Source organism: Agrilactobacillus yilanensis (genome assembly GCF_003946725.1).
GTDB classification, from domain to species: domain Bacteria; phylum Bacillota; class Bacilli; order Lactobacillales; family Lactobacillaceae; genus Agrilactobacillus; species Agrilactobacillus yilanensis.
This window is the reverse complement of record NZ_RHOY01000019.1, coordinates 40429-60091: the sequence shown is the minus strand read 5'-3', so window position 1 is coordinate 60091 and position 19663 is coordinate 40429. Positions and strand designations below refer to the sequence as shown.

General features: G+C 39.1%; 23 protein-coding genes. 5 read left to right on the top strand and 18 right to left on the bottom strand.

Annotation, left to right across the window (positions count from 1 at the left end; all coding sequences use genetic code 11):
- From EKM93_RS11530 to EKM93_RS11515, 4 genes are all read right to left on the bottom strand, one after another.
- On the bottom strand, nucleotides 1-1217 hold a 1217-nt coding region (locus EKM93_RS11530), incomplete at its 3' end, for an HAD-IC family P-type ATPase (protein WP_318530801.1).
- Nucleotides 1177-1428, bottom strand: a complete 252-nt coding sequence (locus tag EKM93_RS11525) for a heavy-metal-associated domain-containing protein (protein WP_041094427.1) — start codon at nucleotides 1426-1428, stop codon at nucleotides 1177-1179. The genes EKM93_RS11525 and EKM93_RS11530, both read right to left, overlap by 41 nt.
- The gene (locus EKM93_RS11520; protein WP_041094429.1) at nucleotides 1415-1786 is read right to left on the bottom strand and encodes a BlaI/MecI/CopY family transcriptional regulator; all 372 of its coding nucleotides are present in this window, start codon (nucleotides 1784-1786) and stop codon (nucleotides 1415-1417) included. The genes EKM93_RS11525 and EKM93_RS11520 overlap by 14 nt, the downstream gene beginning before the upstream one ends.
- 77 nt (nucleotides 1787-1863) lie before the next feature.
- Nucleotides 1864-2334: a hypothetical protein gene (locus EKM93_RS11515; protein ID WP_041094431.1), complete on the bottom strand. Its 471-nt coding sequence runs from the start codon at nucleotides 2332-2334 to the stop codon at nucleotides 1864-1866.
- A 386-nt stretch (nucleotides 2335-2720) separates the two neighbouring features.
- On the opposite strand from EKM93_RS11515, the gene EKM93_RS11510 reads away from it, so the two are divergent.
- Together EKM93_RS11510 and EKM93_RS11505 are read left to right on the top strand one after the other, a co-directional pair.
- Nucleotides 2721-3113 (top strand): sigma factor-like helix-turn-helix DNA-binding protein, encoded by a 393-nt coding sequence (locus EKM93_RS11510; RefSeq protein WP_010579426.1) that lies wholly within the window; start codon nucleotides 2721-2723, stop codon nucleotides 3111-3113.
- 78 nt (nucleotides 3114-3191) lie between these two features.
- A complete protein-coding gene (locus EKM93_RS11505; protein ID WP_010579427.1) occupies nucleotides 3192-3392 on the top strand; it encodes a helix-turn-helix domain-containing protein in 201 nt (66 codons plus the stop codon).
- A gap of 653 nt (nucleotides 3393-4045) precedes the next feature.
- Here EKM93_RS11505 and EKM93_RS11500 read toward each other — a convergent pair.
- From EKM93_RS11500 to EKM93_RS11460, 9 genes are all read right to left on the bottom strand, one after another.
- Nucleotides 4046-4660, bottom strand: a complete 615-nt coding sequence (locus EKM93_RS11500) for a CadD family cadmium resistance transporter (protein ID WP_010579428.1) — start codon at nucleotides 4658-4660, stop codon at nucleotides 4046-4048.
- Nucleotides 4661-4685: 25 nt separating this feature from the next.
- Nucleotides 4686-5042 (bottom strand): ArsR/SmtB family transcription factor, encoded by a 357-nt coding sequence (locus EKM93_RS11495; protein WP_010579429.1) that lies wholly within the window; start codon nucleotides 5040-5042, stop codon nucleotides 4686-4688.
- 202 nt (nucleotides 5043-5244) lie between these two features.
- Nucleotides 5245-6645 carry an FAD-dependent oxidoreductase gene (locus EKM93_RS11490; RefSeq protein WP_010579430.1) on the bottom strand — a complete coding sequence of 467 codons (1401 nt, stop codon included), beginning with the start codon at nucleotides 6643-6645 and terminating at the stop codon, nucleotides 5245-5247.
- 23 nt (nucleotides 6646-6668) lie between these two features.
- Nucleotides 6669-6998: an arsenite efflux transporter metallochaperone ArsD gene (gene arsD, locus EKM93_RS11485; RefSeq protein ID WP_010579431.1), complete on the bottom strand. Its 330-nt coding sequence runs from the start codon at nucleotides 6996-6998 to the stop codon at nucleotides 6669-6671.
- A gap of 187 nt (nucleotides 6999-7185) precedes the next feature.
- A complete protein-coding gene (locus EKM93_RS13745) occupies nucleotides 7186-7320 on the bottom strand; it encodes a hypothetical protein (RefSeq protein WP_010579432.1) in 135 nt (44 codons plus the stop codon).
- Nucleotides 7321-7336: 16 nt separating this feature from the next.
- A complete protein-coding gene (locus EKM93_RS11475; RefSeq protein WP_010579433.1) occupies nucleotides 7337-8632 on the bottom strand; it encodes an arsenic transporter in 1296 nt (431 codons plus the stop codon).
- 75 nt (nucleotides 8633-8707) lie between these two features.
- Entirely contained in the window at nucleotides 8708-10438 is a 1731-nt protein-coding gene (gene arsA / locus EKM93_RS11470; RefSeq protein WP_010579434.1) for an arsenical pump-driving ATPase, read from the bottom strand.
- An 80-nt stretch (nucleotides 10439-10518) separates the two neighbouring features.
- Nucleotides 10519-10878 (bottom strand): arsenite efflux transporter metallochaperone ArsD, encoded by a 360-nt coding sequence (gene arsD, locus EKM93_RS11465; protein ID WP_010579435.1) that lies wholly within the window; start codon nucleotides 10876-10878, stop codon nucleotides 10519-10521.
- Nucleotides 10865-11224: an ArsR/SmtB family transcription factor gene (locus EKM93_RS11460; protein WP_010579436.1), complete on the bottom strand. Its 360-nt coding sequence runs from the start codon at nucleotides 11222-11224 to the stop codon at nucleotides 10865-10867. The genes arsD (EKM93_RS11465) and EKM93_RS11460 overlap by 14 nt, the downstream gene beginning before the upstream one ends.
- A 488-nt stretch (nucleotides 11225-11712) precedes the next feature.
- Here EKM93_RS11460 and EKM93_RS11455 point away from each other — a divergent pair, with 488 nt between their 5' ends.
- Nucleotides 11713-11961 (top strand): DUF3173 domain-containing protein, encoded by a 249-nt coding sequence (locus EKM93_RS11455; protein WP_010579437.1) that lies wholly within the window; start codon nucleotides 11713-11715, stop codon nucleotides 11959-11961.
- A complete protein-coding gene (locus EKM93_RS11450) occupies nucleotides 11961-13196 on the top strand; it encodes a site-specific integrase (RefSeq protein ID WP_057736509.1) in 1236 nt (411 codons plus the stop codon). The genes EKM93_RS11455 and EKM93_RS11450 overlap by 1 nt, the downstream gene beginning before the upstream one ends.
- Nucleotides 13197-13219: 23 nt before the next feature.
- Here EKM93_RS11450 and guaA read toward each other — a convergent pair whose 3' ends face one another.
- The 3 genes from guaA to EKM93_RS11435 all read right to left on the bottom strand — a co-directional run bounded on the left by guaA (nucleotide 13220) and on the right by EKM93_RS11435 (nucleotide 16352).
- Nucleotides 13220-14761 (bottom strand): glutamine-hydrolyzing GMP synthase, encoded by a 1542-nt coding sequence (gene guaA / locus EKM93_RS11445; protein WP_191988499.1) that lies wholly within the window; start codon nucleotides 14759-14761, stop codon nucleotides 13220-13222.
- Between the two features lie 121 nt (nucleotides 14762-14882).
- Nucleotides 14883-15809, bottom strand: coding sequence for a type I pantothenate kinase (gene coaA / locus EKM93_RS11440; protein WP_125715723.1), 927 nt, complete (start codon nucleotides 15807-15809; stop codon nucleotides 14883-14885).
- A gap of 30 nt (nucleotides 15810-15839) precedes the next feature.
- On the bottom strand, nucleotides 15840-16352 hold the full coding sequence (locus EKM93_RS11435) for an acyl-CoA thioesterase (RefSeq protein WP_125715722.1): 513 nt from the start codon (nucleotides 16350-16352) through the stop codon (nucleotides 15840-15842).
- A gap of 73 nt (nucleotides 16353-16425) precedes the next feature.
- Here EKM93_RS11435 and EKM93_RS11430 point away from each other — a divergent pair, with 73 nt between their 5' ends.
- Nucleotides 16426-16995 carry an SGNH/GDSL hydrolase family protein gene (locus EKM93_RS11430; protein WP_125715721.1) on the top strand — a complete coding sequence of 190 codons (570 nt, stop codon included), beginning with the start codon at nucleotides 16426-16428 and terminating at the stop codon, nucleotides 16993-16995.
- Here EKM93_RS11430 and helD read toward each other — a convergent pair.
- Nucleotides 16942-19260, bottom strand: coding sequence for an RNA polymerase recycling motor HelD (gene helD / locus EKM93_RS11425; protein ID WP_125715720.1), 2319 nt, complete (start codon nucleotides 19258-19260; stop codon nucleotides 16942-16944). The genes EKM93_RS11430 and helD overlap by 54 nt on opposite strands.
- A 172-nt stretch (nucleotides 19261-19432) precedes the next feature.
- Entirely contained in the window at nucleotides 19433-19615 is a 183-nt protein-coding gene (locus EKM93_RS11420) for a hypothetical protein (protein ID WP_125715719.1), read from the bottom strand.
- Between the last annotated feature and the right edge of the window lie 48 nt (nucleotides 19616-19663).

Sequence of the window (19663 nt, the reverse complement as noted above, 5' to 3'; positions counted from 1 at the left end):
TGAAGGGTGCCGATTGACCGCCTAAAACCTACATTTTCTAACCGCCATAAACCTACATTTTTACATCGCCATTGACAATCTAACTCAGTAGCATCTTCTAACGCTTGGCGTTTTCTAGTTAACAATCCATTTTGTGCACCGATTGAGGTTGAACGCGCAACTACTAGCGGAATGGCAAGACCTAAAGCATGTGGGCATGCAATAACCAGAACCGTAACGGTACGTTCTAATGCCAGATTAAAGTCACCTGAAACCAATAACCACACAATAAAGGTAAGAATAGCAGCACTAACTGCTGCGTAAACCAATAGTCCTGCAACTTTATCAGCAACGCCCTCTGCCTTAGACTGCTCCTTTTGTGCGTTACTTACCATTTGCATAACTTGTGCTAAATAGCCAGACTGTCCAGTTCCAGTTACCTTAACCATAATGGCACCAGAGCCGTTAGTGGATCCACCAATAACCTTATCATTTTTCATTTTAGTTACTGCTTTAGATTCACCGGTGACTAAAGCTTCATTCACAGTTGTATTTCCATCAAGAATAATACCATCAGTAGGTATTTTCTCACCTGCCTTAACAATTACTGATTCACCAATCACAACTTCATTTAGTGGTTTTTCAATATGATCACCGTTATCAGCAACAATAGTAGCAGTATTAGGTAGCAAAGCCGCCATTTTTTCAAGTGCATTTCCTGCTGCCATAACGGCATCCATTTCAATCCAATGACCTAGCAACATGATATCGATCAATGTAGCTAACTCCCAAAAGAAATCCATAACGTGGGTATCTGCTACAAAAAATTGATTTATAGTGAAAGCATAGAGACTATAGAAATAGGAGACAGTTATGCCTAACGCTACAAGCGTCATCATTTCTGGTTTTCTTTCCTTTAATTCGGCTTTTGCACCTTTAATGAATGGTGCACCACCATAAATATAAAGAAAAGTAGCCAAGATCAATACTAACCACTCTGAACCTGGAAAAACTAGATTAGGCATAAAGCTGAATTTTAGCATAGGTGATAATGCAATGATTGGAAGTGAAAAAATCAGTGATACCCAAAATTTACGTTTCATATTCCCCATATGCATCATTTGTCCACCGTGTTGCATCATGTCGCCACCATTGGATTCCATATTCATATGAGTATGATCCATTGATTGCATATCATTATCTCCATGATTTTGTTGTTTCTTTTTTTTGTTTTTCATCTTGTTTACATCCTTTATTAATCAAATTTTCATCCTGATATTTACTCTCTATTGCCGGTAAAGTGCCTGCTTGAAGATAAATCAACACTGAACGACTCGCCAAATCAAAATGGGTCTCCTCTACTCCATTAATTGAATGTAACTCAAAAAAAATTCTTTTTACAGCATTTTCACAGCACATTTTATCAAGGGTAAGTTTAAGTTTTTTCATTTATTTTCAGCCCACCAATGTCACTGGAGTTATTTTGGAGATTATTTTCCACAAGTTCTAAGAATTCTTCTTGTGACAAGGTTTCTCGCCTAGAAAGCAACCTTTTGATAAAGGCAGAGACGACTATTGATTCACTATATTGGGCATAATAATGAGCCTGATGATAGTAGGTATTCTTAACAATCAAAGTCTTATTTTCAAGTCGTAATAATAATGTCTTTATAGTACTAAGTTGCCAATTCTTTCGCTTTTTTATTTCCTTACAAATATCTTTGGTTGAAATTCCCGGATAGTGCCAAATAATTCGCAGGACTTCATATTCAGCATTGGTCACACAACAAACTTCGCGATTTAACAAAACCATCACCTCTACTGATGACTACATCTGTAACATAGCATTTATGATTACATTTGTAAACGAAAACGCAAAAAAAATTATTCATGACTCTGAACAGAAGCATGATCAGCAATGTGTTTATTGACAAAGTTCTGTACTTCAACTGAATTACTTTTGAAGATAAAACTAAACCGTTTGTTCCGTTTTGACTGACCCGTGATCACTAAAACTGTTTTATCGGGTGCAATTTGTTTGTTCATCATACTTATTTGTTGAATGTCCTTAAAGTCAATTAAAGTTGGCAACAGACCCGATATCATAAATCCATCCTTAGCGACGCCACTAACCCCCGACATAAGTCCAAGAAGTATTAAAATGGCCAACAATGCACTGAGCAAAATATTATTTCTAGCCGGAATCCACATAATAAAAGCAAGAACTAAAAATAAAATATTACTTATAGCAACAGTTACCATATAATTGGATTTCCATAAAAGTCGTGATTCTTGCCATACATGAAACACAGCCAATGATATAAGCGCTAAAACCATTAATGCTATAATAATCAAAATTAAAAACCTCACTTTCTATATTCATTGTAGATTGTATTTATGGAGTTAATTTGTTGGTTTAGCATTTTAGTTCAACTTTTTTTAAATCAATGAACTTATTGTATTGAAACCTATTCATACAAATATTTTTAATGAAGTCTTTTCCTGAACACCTATATTTAATCAATTGAAATAAAGCAACAGAACTATCCAACACAAAAATGATTATTTACAATTTGTCACAAACATGCACCTAGAACTTATTTTTTTTACTTCCTCGACAAACTAAAATATTTATTGAGATTATTGACTGACTTTATTTTATAATCTATTTATACAAGTTTATAAAACGGTTTCATTTTGCAACAATTTTTAGTATTTGTTTGGTAAAAGGAGGATTTGTTATGTCTGATCAAGATGTCAAACAAGCATTTTCGCATTATGCCAAGCTATCACTGGTAAACAAGACTCGCTCACTTTATGTGGAGGAGCAGCACAAAGTTCCTGAAGTTCCACTAAATGAGGAAACGCTGGAATACCTGATTGATGAGATGCTACCGGGCGTTAAATTAATTAAAGCGGAACAAGCAGCACACCTTGAAGAGTATTTCATCAATGAAAGGCTGGTTATTTCAATAGCCAGATTGACCGATCCACAAAAGAAATTACTCTATTATAAATATGTTGAGCAGCTTTCGGATAAAGCTATCGGACAAATCTTGCACGTTAGTAGTCAAGCGATTTCTAAACAGCATCGCAAGGTCTTAAGCAAAATTGCTGCTACTTTCTTCGACTAATTTAGTCATCAAGATTCGTTCACCCCCTCCTCCATAAGAATTAGACGACCCAAATCTAACTTTACGAGGAGAATAGCGATGAATTATACCGAAACGATTTGTGCAGCTCAACAAGGTGATCCAATTGCCATGGCAAAGCTTATTAAAGAATTTCAGCCATTAATTATCAACATCACTACTTGGGGCCATTCATATTTTGACGAGGATCGTTACCAAATATTAAACGAACACTTTATCCACACTGTTCATAAATTCAATTTAGAACGCTATCTAGAGTAATCACTGAAAGTAAATTAATCTTTTTTTCGATTAATTTGCTTTTTTAATTATTCTTGTGTAGCGGAGTCAACGGATCTTTTTTGTATGCGCAACGAACAGAATTACTGTTTTGAACCACTAATCTGGACAAACAGCTGTTTTCATTTTTTCACACTGAATAACATACGACTCGTATCCGCTTTTAAATCTGGGACATCCATGAAATTGTTAGAAAGCTCTGAACCTTCTTTCAAAAGTCGTTGAAACATAGTGTCTATCATGAAACTACTTGTATTCATATCTGATAATGTAGTTGGATCAGTATTAGTCATCAAACTAAGTTTTTAATCACCAATAATATCGTTCCTTATTTAATTCTGACCATAATTGTCTCTTCTTTCGTGATAACAGCTTTCTTGTATGGTCAAAACTAAAATTGTCTCGTGTACGCCATCAATCCAGACAAAACAAAATGTTTCTCCTACCGCCCCCTAAATAACAAAAAGTCTCAGTTTTACGTAGAATATCACGCTAAGCTAAGATCGTCGTTCACTTTCATATTATAATATGTTTCAAATCCACACCCGTAATTCGAAACAATTTTTTTTGCAAGTAACCAATTCTCTGATGCCACTATAACACCTCTATATAAACAAAAAAGATATCCTATTTTTTCAAAAAAGTATTTTAATAAGATGTGAAATTGTGTCACTCTCTAAAATAATCATCATGCCTAATCCAATATAAATAATTGCCATAATCCAATTACCAAATTTATCTAACAATTTCTTAACAATCTTCACACGCGAAAATTTATCACCCAAATAGACAAGTATGAAGATACAGAATGTAAAAACAATAAACGTCGTTATTAGTTGTTCGATTGTTAACGATACAAAGTAAGGCACAAAAAGTCCAATGTTATCAGAGCCACAAGATGCAACGGTGATTAAAGCAACCGTTGCGATCAAATTTTTGTCTTTTCGCTGTTCGATTTTTTCATCAACCTCAGCGGCTTCATCTTCGTCACTCAGGATATATTTAATCCCAAAGCCAATCGGTATTAAACCTAAAAATCCAAGAATCCACTTAGCAGGCACATAGTGAAGTACTAACGCAAAAAAAAGACTGATTGCTATCAATGTGTATGAACCTAAAAATTGACCAATATAAATTTGTTGCTTATGTTTTGTTGACCGATATTTTGAAAATAATAACATCAGAATAACTAATAAATCAATCGCGGTGGAGGCGTATAGCACAATACCAGTTATAATGGTTTTAATCATAGCAACATCCCATTTCACATATTTATTAACCCGTAATTTTACCTGTGTCTTCTGCTAAACACCAAGCACGTTCTAATAGAATAGCAGTACATTCATCAATAATTTCATAGTTGATGAAATTTCCATCACGTTCAGTTTTCACAATTTTTTGATCAACTAATCGCTGCAACTGGTTAGAAATAGCTGCAGTTTTCATATTAAGCCTAGCCGCAATCTTGCCAACTGATATTTTAGGCTCGCGCGTTAAACAATGTAAAATTCTTAATCTTGTATCATTGGATAGAACTTTAAAAAGTAAGACGATCTCACTTGCGTTCTCTTCACTCAGTAAATCACGGCTAGCTAATTCTGGTTTATCCGGACAACAGTCTACTTTTATCATGCGTATCCTCCTTGTAATACAATTATGTGACGACCAACTATTACATTATATCATGTAATAGTTTAATGGTGAACCATATTTTACACTTAATATTAGTAATTGAAACTCCATCACAAAAATAACTAGGTTATAAAACGCCAACATCCAGTTGACGCTTAAAATATAAGCTTCAACTGGATGTTGGAATATTTTAAATAAATAATTAATATTTCAAACTTTGTTGCTCCCAATTCTGAGTCGCAATCTGTACTGCATCCCAAGGTGAGCCAACTGGTGGTGAATAGGATAAATCTAAATCACTAATTTCCGCCACCGTCATATTATTAAAAATTGCCACTGCAAAAATATCACAACGTTTGGCAACTTCACTACCGTAATAACCAATTACCTGTACGCCTAAAAGTCGGCCGGTATGTTGATCACCGGTAATCCTGATCTTAATCTTATGTGCACCCGGAAAATACGCTTTATGATCATCGACGTCGGTTGTTACAGTAAATGGCGCAAAATCTGCCTGTATGGCCTCCTTTGCTAATAATCCAGTCCGCGCAACTACTAGATCAAATACCTTTAGCACTTGAGTCCCAATGCTACCCTTAAAGGTACGTGGAACACCAGCAACATTGAACCCGGCAGTTCGCCCTTGTTTGTGTGCCGTTGTGCCCAGCGGTAAGTAAGCCTTCCCTAACAAATGATGTTTTGTTTCAACTAAATCACCGGCCGCCCATATATCTGGTAACGTAGTTTGCATATATTGATCAACCTTGACGGCACCAGCAATTCCAGTTTCGGAACCAGCTGCGACTAATAAATCAGTATTCGGCTGAACACCAACCACAACTAAAGCCAAATCAAAATCATAAGTATTTATCTTTTGATCCGCATTCACACCAACAACCTTCACCTTAGTTTCAGTTTCATTAATTTCTGAAACAGTTAAGTTAGTTGCAACCTGAACATCATTAGCAACTAATTTTTGATGAACGATTTGGCCTAAATCAGCATCGACCGTTGATAGTATCTCTGCGCCACGTTGAAAAATAGTCACGTTTAAATGACGTTTCTGCAACGCCTCCGCCATTTCAATCCCAATATAGCCGGAGCCTACGATAGCCACATTTTGCACACTGTTTGTAGTCAAATTCGTTTCAAGCGCAAAATAATCTGCCATCGTATGCAAAACACGAACTTTACTATTCTGCTGTTGTGTACGCGCTAAGTCTATCCCTGTAATACCAGATAATTTTGGCTTGGCTCCAGTGGCTACAACCAAATGATCATAATGATAAATTTGTAATTCACCCGCAAACGAATGCGCGATAACTTCATGTTGCTGCGGATCAATTTTCTTAGCAATCATATTCATTTGAAACTCAACGCCAGTCGACGTTAATTCTTGTAAATCCCGATGAGCTAATGAATGCCAATTGGGTACCTCCCCACTAACTGCATAGGGCAATCCACAAATTGATAAATTAGGGTACTCATCTGCCAATAATACTTGAACTCTTAGTTGCGGTTTAAGTTCTTTGGCCTTTAAGGCCGCTGAAATACCAGCGTCACTACCACCGATGATCAATAATTTTTCTGCATCACGTACCATTTAATTAATTCCTTTCACTCCGGTTAATGAACACGTGCCCGACTTAAATCTTGCTGTAGGTAGTCTGAGAACTCTTGAAAAGTTGGATAATCTTTTTGTTTAACGATTTTACCATTGACCATAGTAATTGGTAAAATTGCGACGCCATACTTTTCTAATAAGTCATGCACTTGTTGACTATGAACAAAGGCATCTGGGTTTTGTGCTAGATTTTTACGTGTGATTCTGTTTTTGCTGTCTGCATTAACATGACGCTGAATTGCAGTCGTTTGAATAAGTTTCTTGTTAACACTTGGCCCACAAACACCAGTTGCGCAACACATTGCTGCTTCAAAAATCTCTATTTTGATCATCTTTTACCTCACCTATCAGGCGGTCAAAATGATCAAACTCTTTCTCCACTTGAGTATAGTCACGAAAATAACTAACCGCTAAATTATCTAGAATTAACTAATTGATTTGCAAAAAGGCCGTTTCCACCTGAGACAAGTTCTGTTGAATTACTAGTTCATGGCTATATTTTAATTCAAGCAGATTAATTTATTGATTGGCTTGAATCAGATACGCCGCAGAAATTGCTTCTATTTCTGCACTTACAACTTGCTTCACCAAAGTATCGATTATGTTTAGACTATTACCCAATGAATTCTGTTGCTCATATTTAGTTTGCATCATAATCAGCTATCCTTCCTTAACCAAAGATACTTAACGATAACCATAAACCACATAGTGTAATGAATAAAACTGGAATCGTGATCGTGATACCAATTTTAAAATAAGTGCCCCAAGCAATCTTAACGTCCTTTTGCGCTAGAACATGTAGCCAAACTAAAGTTGCTAATGAACCGATTGGCGTAATTTTTGGTCCTAGATCAGAACCAATAATATTAGCATAAACTAAGGTTTGGTGCATTAAGCCAGAGACATTCGCCCCTTTGATCGATAAAGCATTGATCATCACAGTTGGCATGTTATTCATGGCCGACGACAAGAACGCAGCCATATAGCCCATGCCCATGGTGGCGACAAAACGCCCACCAGTTGCCATTTTAGCAATGATTCCCGCAAGCAATGCCGTTAAGCCAACGTTTTGTAGGCCATAAACCACCACGTACATTCCAATTGAGAAGAAAACAATATTCCACGGTGCACCTTTAATAACGGCCTTGGTATTGACGTGATGACTTAGCTGACCGACTAGCAAAAAGATCAAGGCAATCGTCAAAGCAATAATCGAAACTGGAATATTTAGGAAGCTACTGCTAAAGTAACCAATCAATAACGCTGCCAGCACGACCCAAGAAAATTTAAATAATCGTTGATCCTTGATCGCCGATTTTGGTTCAGCAACTTGGCTGGCATCATAGTGTTTAGGTAACGCCTTACGAAAATATAAGTACAAAATACCGATGCTAGCAACTAATGAAAAAAGATCCGGTAGCCACATCCGTAGCGCATACTCCGAAAATGTGATACCAAAGAAATCAGCTGATACAATATTGACTAGATTACTGACAACTAACGGTAGTGATGTTGCATCAGCGATGAAGCCACTAGCAATGATAAATGGGAAAACCCGCTTTTCATCGAAATGTAACGCACGGACCATTGCCAAGACGATCGGCGTTAAAATCAACGCTGCACCATCGTTAGCAAATAAGGCGGCGACAATTGCACCTAAAACGGCGATCAGAATGAACATGCGCACGCCATTACCTTTAGCTAGCCGCGCCATATGTAAGGCAGCCCACTCGAAAAAACCAATCTCATCCAAAATTAGTGAGATCAAAATAATTGCGACGAAAGATAAAGTCGCGTTCCAAACGATTCCGGTGACAGTGCCAACATCTTTAAACGTGACCACCCGGAATAATAGTGCTAGAACGGCACCACCAATCGCAGTCCAGCCAATTGATAGTCCCTTAGGTTGCCAAATAACAAATAATAATGTCAGTAAAAATATAAAAACGGCGAAAAAGACTTGCATGGTTCCTCCCAACTACCAAAATCAGGGTATTGCTACCCTGATTAATTGATACCTTTATTTCAAATTTTAATAACGCTAAATCGTTAATAACGCCTGCTCAAAATCTGGTTGCCATTGTTCAACTGCAAAATGACCATTGGAAATCTGCTTAACCTTTTCGATCCATTCAACTTCATTTTGCGCCCGGGCCTGCAAACAAGGATGCGTTGTTTCCGTTGCCAGCATACTTTGATTGACCAACCACCAGGTGTGCGCAATTTGGGCCCGATCTAGATCATCATTCAAGCGCATCGACTCATAAACTGGCGTTGTTTCCGGTAAAGTCACCATTACAATTTCAGTCTGCGCTGGATCTTGTAGCCGCGGTAACAGATCAACGATTGCTTGAGGCACATCACCGGCAGTGCGTTTGACTTCTTTGGCATAGCTTTGAGTCGAATCCAGTAGCAGTAGCGTATGGCCGGTTGGCGCCGTATCGATGACTACAACATCACTATCATTTTGGGCGACAATGTTAGCAAAAGCGCGGAAAACGGCAATTTCTTGCGTACATGGTGAGCGTAGATCCTCAGCCACATAGTCAACATCGGCCGATTTCATGGTTTGACGCGCCGTCGTCAGCACTTCATTTTGATAGTCCTTAAGTACCTGCTGTTCATCAATATGACTGATGGTGATTGCAGGATCATCTGTGTTAAAGAAATCAAGATGATCAGCCGGATCAGTGGTGGCTAAATGAACGGTTTTATGCTGGGCCACCAGCTTTTTAGTGATCTGCACGGCCACCGTAGTTTTACCTACGCCGCCTTTACCCATGGTGAAAATAATTTTTTTGTTAGTCTTAATTAAATCAGCAACAATGGTATCTAAATTAGGATAGTGATTGGTAATTGCCGGATAAGTTGCTAAACTTGGTTGTTCCGGTTGTAAAACTAATCTCAACTTATCTAGGCCAGTAACATTGTACGCTCGTAACGGTACTTCTGCTTGGGGCAACGCCTGTAATGTTGCTGGCATCTGTTGCAAATCAGTCTGCTGCTGCTCAAAAATAGCATGGGAAGCACGATCAGTCGGTGTTTTCAACGTTCCATTAATAATTAATTGTTGATTTTGCATGCCAATATCAGCTAATTCTTGGGCTGCCCGCGCCGCTTCCAGTAATGATGCTTTTTGGGGACGCGTGACTAACATTAAGGTGGTCAATTCGCCATTACTTAAAGTAGCCACAGCCTTGGCGTAAATTGCTTTTTTGTCGCCCATCCCGGCTAGTTGGCCTAAGCATGAAGCCCCACGATCATTTTCCGCCAAGTAATTATTCCAAGCTGAGGGCAATTGCAGCATACGCAACGCATGACCAGTCGGCGCTGTATCAAAAATAATATAATCAAAGCGCTGATCGACAGCGGGATCAGTTAAAAATTTAGCGAATTCATTAAACGATGCGATCTCGACCGTACATGAACCAGACAACTGTTCCTCCATATTTTTGACTGCTGCATCCGGTAACACGCCGCGGTAAGGACCAACGACGCTTTCCCGATATTCACCGGCAGCAGTCACCGGATCAAAGTTAGCGGCAAATAGACCGGGCACACCGGTGATTGCCTTGGGTTTATTGGTCAAATCAGTATCAAATACATCCTGTAAATTACTAGCTGGATCAGTGGAGACCAGCATCACTTGCTGACCGCTATCAGCTAGATTGATGGCGGTGGCACTAGCCGTTGTGGTCTTACCGACGCCCCCTTTACCAGTGAAAAATAAATAATGAGTTAAATTAGCATTTTGTGGTTGATATTCGCGCATATATATTCTCCTAACATAGATAATCATCTATATATAATTTAAAAGAAACGGCTGTGTCATTTCTTGCTTCAACCAAAAAATTAGCAGCAGCCACTTCCACCACAACAGCCGCTTGATTGATCAGCCGGCACGAAAACTAAACCAGTATATTCCGATAACTCATCAATTGTTGGGTAAGCGCCGGTTTTAACAATTTTGCCGTCGACAACAGTGATCGGCAATGTTGCATCGGCATCATCCTTGATTGCAGCTAGAATATCGGCCCGCTGACTAAAGACATCTGGATTATTGCTAAGATTATACCGGTCGGCTTCAACGCTGGAAACACCTTGTAACGCGTCAAACGCTGAAGTGATCATTAATAGATCTTCATTGACCGCTGGCCCACAAACGCCGGTAGAACAGCACATCGCTGGTTCAAATAATTCAACTTTTTTCATTAGTGATAACAACCTTTCTGGAATGACTTGTCTGCTGATCTATGCAATCGTCACCATGACAAACGCATTCTTCATTGCTGGCTAAAAGTAGTTCAGTCCCTTGCCTAAATTTAGCCGTAAATTCAGCCTGCAATGTATAATGCTGCCACTTACCCTCTTTACGTGCCGTGACGATCCCAGCATTTTGTAAAACTTTCATGTGGTGCGATAACGTTGGTTGTGAAAAATCAAAATGTTCTAAAATATCACAGGCACAAAGCGAACCGCAGGAAAGTAAATCAATGATTTTGAGACGATTAGGGTCAGCCATTGCTTTTAGCATTAGCACATAATTTTGATAATCCATTGACGTTCTCCCCTCACAAATATAGACACGTATCTATATCTACAATATAGACCTATATCTATGTAAACGTCAAGCATTATTTCAGCTAATCTTTTTTCGATTAGTTTGCTTTTTGGGTTTCATTTTCTATTTTTATCTGTATGTATATAGTGAGCAGGCAATAACACCTGTGAGTCCTTTGAAAACTGAATATTGCTACCCTGACTTTCTGACTTTACTTGAACTGTTGATCTGCGGACGCCATGACCAGAAGTGCGAGCGCCTCCCACACTTTGATTACGATTTTTAACTGATGATCGTACAAGTTAAGTCAATAATGATACTTCCGCGAGGCTCCCACGTAAGCAGGAGAGGTGAAATTCCTATGTCCGTTAGTGACGGAACTGGGTAGCAAGTTTTCCGACACAATTGAGCTGCACTTATTCCCCAATCCTGTTAATATGGAAGCTAAGATATACGGTCTAGCTTCCAGCGAAAGGAGGCTAATTATGGTTCACGTTGTCACTATGACTAAACATGAACTTGTGGCTTTAGGATATGGACCTTGGGCTTCTAAAGACATTATCAGACGTGCAAAGCTGTTAATGGTCCAGAAAGGCTGTCCATATTACGAGTCACCAAAGCTAGGCCGCGTTCCAGTAACTGCGGTTGAAGAAGTATTAGGTCTTACGCTCAATGCGCGAACTCTTTCAGAGTTAGCTAAAATCGGTGCATCTGCGTCAGAGGAGCAATCATAATGACAAAGACAACCGAAGTAATAAAAAAAGCAAAAGACGGCACCTATTATTTCCGTGCCAACATTGGTGTGGATGAACGAACTGGTAAACGTGTCCAAAAACGCCGTAGCGGATTTAAAACAATGCGTGAAGCAAAGACTGCTTATCGTGATTTAATGGCGAATGGGGTTAAAGAAGGTTCAACAGATCAGATTACCTTTGGTGACTTCTGCCAGCAATTCTTTATTCCTTGGTATGAAGGTCATGTCAAAAAGGCTACTTTTGACAGTCGCGTTAGCGTCTTTCGAAAGCAATTCAAAGGATTTAACAAGTATTTCATTAACAAAATTACGCCGGTGGACATACAGAAATGGCAAATCATGATGAAGAGTCAAGTAAGTAATTCATACACCCGCCTAGTTCAATGCTTGTTATCTTTGGTTTTTGATCGTGCAATTGTACTAGGATTCTGTGAAGAGAATCCAACAAAAATTGTTGGCAATTTAAAGAAGGAAAAGAAGAAAGTCGATTTCTGGACTAAAGCCGAGTTTGAGAAAGTTATTTCCTTAATGGATCTTAATGACTACTATCAGCGTTTCAATTTCACCACAATTTGGCTTCTATTTATGACCGGTGCCCGCATCGGTGAAGCAACCGCTCTTCAGTGGGAAGACGTTGATTTTAAAGCCGGTACGATACGGATCAACAAAACACTTTATTATTTAAATGCGTTTAACTATGAATTTACTTCACCCAAAACTCGCGCCAGTGTTCGGACAGTTCCGTTAGACAAAAAGACACTTGAATATCTCTCCGAGTGGAAAGAGATTCAAGCGTCTGAAGTTAAAACAGATTTTGTGCTTTCATACAATGGTGTGCCAACTACTCGCGGATCACTGTCTCAAGTAATCAACGTCTATTCTAAGGCCGCGAATGTTCATCGAATTCGTGTCCACGCGCTTCGACATTCTCATGCTTCCTTGTTAATTAGTATTGGGGAAAACCCATTAATTATTAAGGAACGTTTGGGACATGAAGACATTCAAACAACTTTAGGAACTTATGGACATCTATATCCAAATAGTAACTTTGAGACAGCACAACACCTTAATGGTCTAGTTGATTTCACTCCGGCGGATCATTCAGTCGTTGTCCCCACTCGTAATCAGTTTACGGGCAAGAAACACATTACTGGTGCCATTTCGGTGCCAGCAACGGGAAATACAGAAGAAAAGAGTCAAGAAACGCCGGTATAACGGTATTTATATCTTAGCTTCTACTATTCCCACTCAATAGTTGAAGGTGGCTTGCTCGTGATATCATACACGATACGGTTAACGTGGGCCACTTCATTTACAATTCGAACTGAAATTTTTTGCAAAACAGCCCAAGGTAATTGGGCAAAGTCCGCCGTCATACCATCAATGGAAGTCACAGCCCGAATACCTACCGTATAATCATACGTCCGGCCATCACCCATAACCCCTACAGAACGAATGCCAGGTAAGACTGTAAAATATTGCCAAACTTCTTGTTCTAAACCGGCATTCGCAATTTCTTCACGTAAAATCAAATCGCTATCCCGGACAATTTGTAGTTTTTCTTCAGTAATTTCACCAATTACCCGAATCCCTAAACCAGGACCTGGGAAAGGTTGCCGCCAAACGAGTTCATGGGGCATCCCCAACTTCTCACCTAATTCCCGCACTTCATCTTTAAACAAAGTCCGTAAAGGTTCGATTAATTGGAATTGAACATCTTCTGGCAAACCGCCCACATTATGATGGGATTTAATCGTTTGGGCTGTATCTGTCCCAGATTCAATCACGTCCGTATAAAGCGTGCCTTGAGCCAAGAATTCAATCCCATCTAACTTCGCAGATTCATCATCAAAAACGCGAATGAATTCGTTACCGATAATCTTGCGTTTTTGTTCTGGATCACTGACACCTGCTAATTTAGACAAGAAACGTTCTTGAGCATCTACTTTAATAATATTTAACCCAAATTTACCTGCTAAACTTGCCATAACTTGATCTGCTTCGCCTTTACGTAACAAACCATGATCCACAAAAATACTGGTCAATTGATCGCCAATTGCTTCGTGCAACAAGACGCCAACCACACTAGAATCCACCCCACCGGACAGACCTAATAAGACCTTCTTATCTCCAACTTTTTCACGGATAACCGCAATTTGCTGTTGGATAAAGTCAGCCATAGACCAATTTGCTTCTGCTTGACAAACATCAAACGTAAAGTGTTTTAAAATTTCATGACCATATTCCGTATTTTGAACTTCCGCATGGAATTGAATACCATAAAACTTCCGGCTGTCATCAGCAATAGAAGCCACTGGACAGTTTGGTGATGTGGCCACCACTTCAAAACCATCGGGTGCTTGTTGTACCAAGTCCCCATGACTCATCCAAACCGTTTGTTTTGTTGGCAAGCCCTTAAATAAAACAGATTCTGGATTTTTAACATCAATATCTGCCTTACCATATTCACGGTTATCCGCAAACGCTACTTTACCACCTGGTAACTTATAGCACATTAACTGCATCCCGTAGCAAATCCCCAAAATCGGAATCCCTAATTCAAAGATACCTTCATCAATGCCAAAAGCCCCATCGTCATAAACACTATTTGGGCCGCCAGAGAAAATAATCCCTTTTGGTGCCATTTCTTTAACTTCTTCAGCTGAAATTGTATGCGGCAATAATTCTGAATAGACGCCAAATTCACGAATTCGACGTGTAATTAATTGATTGTATTGACTGCCATAGTCTAACACAATAATCTTATCGATATTCTTCATATCGGTAGAAGCCAAACTCAACACCCCTATGTCTTTAATTAACTAAAAAGGAACACTCCAAATTATCATATAGATATCTCACCAAAAAATCAATAGAAACGAACAAATTCTCATAACTAATTTAGAACTTACGTAAATAAACTTGATCAATCAAATGATGTGCCGATTTATGCAAAATCAAATCTGCTCGAGAACGCGTCGGTAAAATATAAGCCCGTAAATTCTTCAGATTCACATCCCGCCAAACTTTTTTAGCCATGTCAAAAGCAGCTTTACGATCCCCAATGGCATATTGATAATAATAATTATCCGGATCCGTAAAAGCCGTATCCAACAATACGCCAAACCGTTCCAAATACCATTGTTCCACCAACTTAGGATCCGCATCAACATAAATCGAAAAATCAAAGAAGTCACTGACATAAATCGGTGCGTTAGAAGGCAATTGTAACACATTAATCCCTTCCACAATCAAAATATCCGGCCGATCTACCACATCATATTGATCAGGAATGATATCATAGACTTGGTGCGAATATTTTGGTGCCAGTACTTGGGGTTTATCCGACTTCACCGCATTCATAAAGTTAATTAAAGCTTCCATATCATAAGATTCCGGAAAGCCTTTACGATCTAAAATCCCCCGCCGAGTAAGCTCTGCGTTAGGATACAAAAAACCATCCGTTGTAATCTGCTGTACTTTATAATTGGGATAAGATCGAGAAAGCAATAATTTTAATAATCTAGCAGTCGTACTTTTCCCCACAGCCACACTACCAGCAATGCCAATCACAAACGGCACATGCCGTCTTGGATGGTTCAAAAAATCAGATACTGCTGTGCGCTGCTGTTGATATTGATTTAAATAAATATGAATCAAATGTCTCAACGGCGCATAAATTACCTGCACGTCTTCTAAAGAGACATTATCATTTAACGCCTTTACTTGGGCTAATTCTTGTTGGGTAATATGATTTGTACCTAGACGACCATGAAACCGTTGCCAATCTTTTCTGTCAAAAACATCATACGTTTCGTTCGAATCCATCTTGTCCTGCCTCACTCATTAGATTCAACACTACCATGGAAAGTTCGTGTTGAGCTGTTTCATTAACTCTTGATTTGCAATCAATTCTACGTGTCGATTTGCTTTGCGGGCCGCATAACCGGCCACAACAGCTTTTTCTTCATCACTTTCTGGCACTAATTGATTAATCACCGGCGCGCTATCCCGTAAAACAAAGGTCATAAACGCGGTGGCGCCAATGTAGCGTTCATCAGAAAACAACGATTCTCCAATTACTTTGGCAAAAACCTCGATGGAGCGGCTACCCACGCCAGAAACGTAAGTCTCCATACAAACCGAATTATCCTTTTGGAAAGATCGCAAAAAATTGCACTGATCAATGGACGCAGTCACGGTTTGTCGTCGGGTAAAACGAGAAACTGAAATAGAAGCAACATCATCTAAAATTGCTAACAATCGGCCCCCAAACATAAAACCGTAGTTATTCAAATCTTGTGGGAAAACGCGATGGTTAGAAACCACTAAAGTCTGTCTACACGTGATTAACTTACTTTTATTATCCATAACGACATCCTTTTTCATCAAAATAAATTATATTATATATCCCATATAATGACGTAAGGAGCAAAAATTTGCAATGGCAAAAATTATTTTATTCGGTGACTCAATCTTTGCTGGTTATCATAACGGCTTTACTTCAAGTATTTTTAAAACAAAAATGCAACAGCTTTGTCCAAACGACACAATCGTCAACGCCTCAGTCCCTGGCGCAACGACTACCGATGCCCTAGGGTGGGTGAATAATCTCGTGGTTGCTGAAGAACCGGACTTAGTGATCTTATTTTTTGGTGCCAATGACATCTCCACCACAAACTACATCACCGAAACCATCTATCAAAATCAACTACAAGCACTCATCGACCAAATCGGCGCATCTAAAGTTATTTTAGTCACACCGCCTTATTCAGACAGTCGGCGCCTAGGTGAACGTAATTTAGCATTAATCCAAAATTATGTCACCAGTGCCGAACTCGTGGCCAAGCAAAACAACCTCCCCTGTGTTGCGCTATTAGATATCATGCTGGCCGAAAAAAATCCCGACCAACTGTTATTACAGCCAGACGGGATTCACTTTACAGAAGTTGCTTATGATCTATTGGCGGGTCACATTTTCCGTGCGATACAACGTTGGCGTGACGGCCGTTAATAATGGCGTTAATTCTTTTTGTGCCACAATAGTCAACGTATGCATGGCTCTAGACGCAATCGTATAAATCAATTGCCGCTCGTCTTCATCTGGATAATTAACCGCAGACAAATCGTAGGCAATAACCGCATCAAATTCCAAACCCTTCGCTAAATAGGCCGGGATCACAATATCCCCCGCTGCCAACCGCTGATTTTCTGAACGAATCAACGTCACCTCGCAGCCGTCTGCTTTTAAAGCCGCCTGTAGTGCCTTACTTTGGGCCAATGTTTTCGTAATAATCGCCGTACTCAATTGATTACGGTTATTTTTTTCCAACTGACCAATTACCCGCTGCTGCAAGGTGTCCGCACTATTTTCAATAGCAATATTCGGTTTAGGGCCTTGCCGGTCAAAGGCTTCAATCTTTTGGCCATTTTTTAAAATCGCCTTTGTAAAATCTGTAATTTGGGCCGTAGACCGATAAGAGTGGGTCAATTGGACAACTTTTGTCTTTTCTTTGGCAAATAAGCGATTCGTCTGTGCTAATAAATCTTGATTGGCAGAATTGGTAAAAATCGCTTGATTCAAATCCCCCAGCATCGTAAACCGTGCTTTTGGAAAATTGAACTTTAAATATGCCAATTGAAACGGCGTGTAATCTTGAATTTCATCAATGAAAACAAAATGAATATCCCGATCGCCATGTTTGCCAGTCATCAAATCATATAAATAAAGATAAGCACTAATATCAGCCACACTAATTTTTTCAGCCCGCAGATCTGCTTTAACTTGTTCAATTTGTTCAGACCATTGATTCTCAGTTAAGTCATAGTCTGCTAAATTCAAAAGTTTAGGGACTTGTCGCAAAAAATTAATATATTGGCCCCGGATATTTAAAAATTGATTTTTAATAATTCGATGATGCACTTTTTCTAATTGCTGCATCACAATCTGTTTTGCTAAAAATTTATATTCATCTTCACTGGAGTCAAATTCTTGGTCGGCGCTGCTATACATCTGTTGTAATTCATCCTTGGACAAATTTTCCACCAGTTCTTGGACCCAATCTGCTTTAGCTTCTTGGGTCACCCGATGATTCAACGACCGCAACAATTTTTCTTTCGTGGCATCTAAGCGATTGCCCAAATGATAGTTATCATTAAAACTATAATAAATCGCTTTAATTTTAGCCTTAGAGTAGTAAACTTCATCCCGGAATTTAATATCTTTAAAACGCATATCCGCCTTTTCTAGATGATGGCCATACGTTTCTAAAGCTTTAAAAAAGGCCAAGCTTGCTTTAAGCCGCTGACTATTTTTTTGATCCGGGGTCGTCTCACTTTCAAACTGCTCGCTTAAGCTTTGAACGGTTAGTTTAGGTACCCGCCGGCCCGCAAATTGACTATAGGTTAACTGAACCATATTCTGTTCCCCTAATTCCGGCAATACGTTTTCAACATAATCGTTAAACAACTGATTGGGTGAAAACATGATCACTTGACTGGCATTTAAACTACCTCTGTATTGATACAGTAAAAAGGCAATTCGCTGTAAAACCGCCGAAGTTTTTCCCGAACCTGCTGCCCCTTGAACAAAAAGCAATTCTGAATCCGTATCCCGAATTAGTTGATTTTGCTCTTTTTGAATGGTGGTGACGATACTCTTCATTTGCGGTGTTGATTTTTCACCCAACACTTCTAAGAGCATCTGATCCCCAATGGTTTCTGTCGTGTCAAACATCGACTGGATCACGTCATCTTTAATCAAAAATTGTCGTTTTAAAGATAAGTCCACTGATTGGACACCATCTGGGGTTTTATAAGTGACGGCCCCTAATTTACCTTCATAATAAATTGAAGAAATCGGTGCCCGCCAATCATAAATTAAAAACTTGCCTTGTTCATCAGAAAATGAACTGAGACCAATATAAATTTTTTCTTTTTTAGGTTCACCGTGCTCATGAAAATCCACTCGAGCAAAGTACGGATTCTTTTGTAATCGAGCCACGGTCTGCTGCTCTTGATCGGCGGACTGCCAGCTGTTATTACGTTCTAATAGTAGCTGCTGTTGTTGCCGGATGGACAGTGCTGTTTCCAAATTTGTCGTGTCACTGCCATAGCTCAGCTTCACATCATCAAAGAATGTCTTGTTAATGGCTTGTTCTTCGGCTTGTGTTTGCTTGATTTTTTGATCCAACGTTTGATACCGCTGATCCAGCTGAGCCACCACTTCATTCAAATGGCGTTGTTCCTTAACTTGTTGCGCTTGATTATTTTCGTCCATACAGCACGCTCCTAACTTTAAGATGAACTGTGTCTTACAGAGTTTTCACAAATCCAGCGAGGCACTTATTTAGCTCACTAGGTTCAAGAAACACTAATTTGGATAGTCTATCATAGCACAATTACTGATATCTCGCAATTATGGTGCTTACCTGGGGCGATTTCAATAGAAATTAAACGTCCTTTTTATCAGATTTAGACCGTTTTCGCAAAAAGCGCGGTATCCAAAATGTAATCAAATAGCCGATTGCCAAGCCACCAAATAGGCCGACTAAAATGTGGTCCGTATAAAAACCGATGGCAAAACCAATTAAAGCTGTTATACCAGCGATTAAAGATTGTTTTTGGTGTGTCATAAAAAATTTCCTCCTATTTAATAGAACTTTTGTATAATAGAGTTAAGC

Excerpts from the sequence above, each read along its gene's own strand:
- EKM93_RS11435 (WP_125715722.1), bottom strand. The coding sequence starts at position 16,352 with ATGGATAATAAAAGTAAGTTAATCACGTGTAGACAGACTTTAGTGGTT.
- EKM93_RS11505 (WP_010579427.1), top strand. The coding sequence starts at position 3,192 with ATGAATTATACCGAAACGATTTGTGCAGCTCAACAAGGTGATCCAATT.
- EKM93_RS11525 (WP_041094427.1), bottom strand. The coding sequence starts at position 1,428 with ATGAAAAAACTTAAACTTACCCTTGATAAAATGTGCTGTGAAAATGCT.
- EKM93_RS11475 (WP_010579433.1), bottom strand. The coding sequence starts at position 8,632 with ATGCAAGTCTTTTTCGCCGTTTTTATATTTTTACTGACATTATTATTT.
- EKM93_RS11455 (WP_010579437.1), top strand. The coding sequence starts at position 11,713 with ATGGTTCACGTTGTCACTATGACTAAACATGAACTTGTGGCTTTAGGA.
- coaA (WP_125715723.1), bottom strand. The coding sequence starts at position 15,809 with ATGGATTCGAACGAAACGTATGATGTTTTTGACAGAAAAGATTGGCAA.
- EKM93_RS11495 (WP_010579429.1), bottom strand. The coding sequence starts at position 5,042 with ATGATAAAAGTAGACTGTTGTCCGGATAAACCAGAATTAGCTAGCCGT.
- EKM93_RS11420 (WP_125715719.1), bottom strand. The coding sequence starts at position 19,615 with ATGACACACCAAAAACAATCTTTAATCGCTGGTATAACAGCTTTAATT.
- guaA (WP_191988499.1), bottom strand. The coding sequence starts at position 14,761 with ATGAAGAATATCGATAAGATTATTGTGTTAGACTATGGCAGTCAATAC.
- EKM93_RS13745 (WP_010579432.1), bottom strand. The coding sequence starts at position 7,320 with ATGATGCAAACTAAATATGAGCAACAGAATTCATTGGGTAATAGTCTA.
- arsD (WP_010579431.1), bottom strand. The coding sequence starts at position 6,998 with ATGATCAAAATAGAGATTTTTGAAGCAGCAATGTGTTGCGCAACTGGT.
- EKM93_RS11490 (WP_010579430.1), bottom strand. The coding sequence starts at position 6,645 with ATGGTACGTGATGCAGAAAAATTATTGATCATCGGTGGTAGTGACGCT.
- arsA (WP_010579434.1), bottom strand. The coding sequence starts at position 10,438 with ATGCGCGAATATCAACCACAAAATGCTAATTTAACTCATTATTTATTT.
- EKM93_RS11500 (WP_010579428.1), bottom strand. The coding sequence starts at position 4,660 with ATGATTAAAACCATTATAACTGGTATTGTGCTATACGCCTCCACCGCG.
- arsD (WP_010579435.1), bottom strand. The coding sequence starts at position 10,878 with ATGAAAAAAGTTGAATTATTTGAACCAGCGATGTGCTGTTCTACCGGC.
- EKM93_RS11510 (WP_010579426.1), top strand. The coding sequence starts at position 2,721 with ATGTCTGATCAAGATGTCAAACAAGCATTTTCGCATTATGCCAAGCTA.
- helD (WP_125715720.1), bottom strand. The coding sequence starts at position 19,260 with ATGGACGAAAATAATCAAGCGCAACAAGTTAAGGAACAACGCCATTTG.
- EKM93_RS11450 (WP_057736509.1), top strand. The coding sequence starts at position 11,961 with ATGACAAAGACAACCGAAGTAATAAAAAAAGCAAAAGACGGCACCTAT.
- EKM93_RS11430 (WP_125715721.1), top strand. The coding sequence starts at position 16,426 with ATGGCAAAAATTATTTTATTCGGTGACTCAATCTTTGCTGGTTATCAT.
- EKM93_RS11460 (WP_010579436.1), bottom strand. The coding sequence starts at position 11,224 with ATGGATTATCAAAATTATGTGCTAATGCTAAAAGCAATGGCTGACCCT.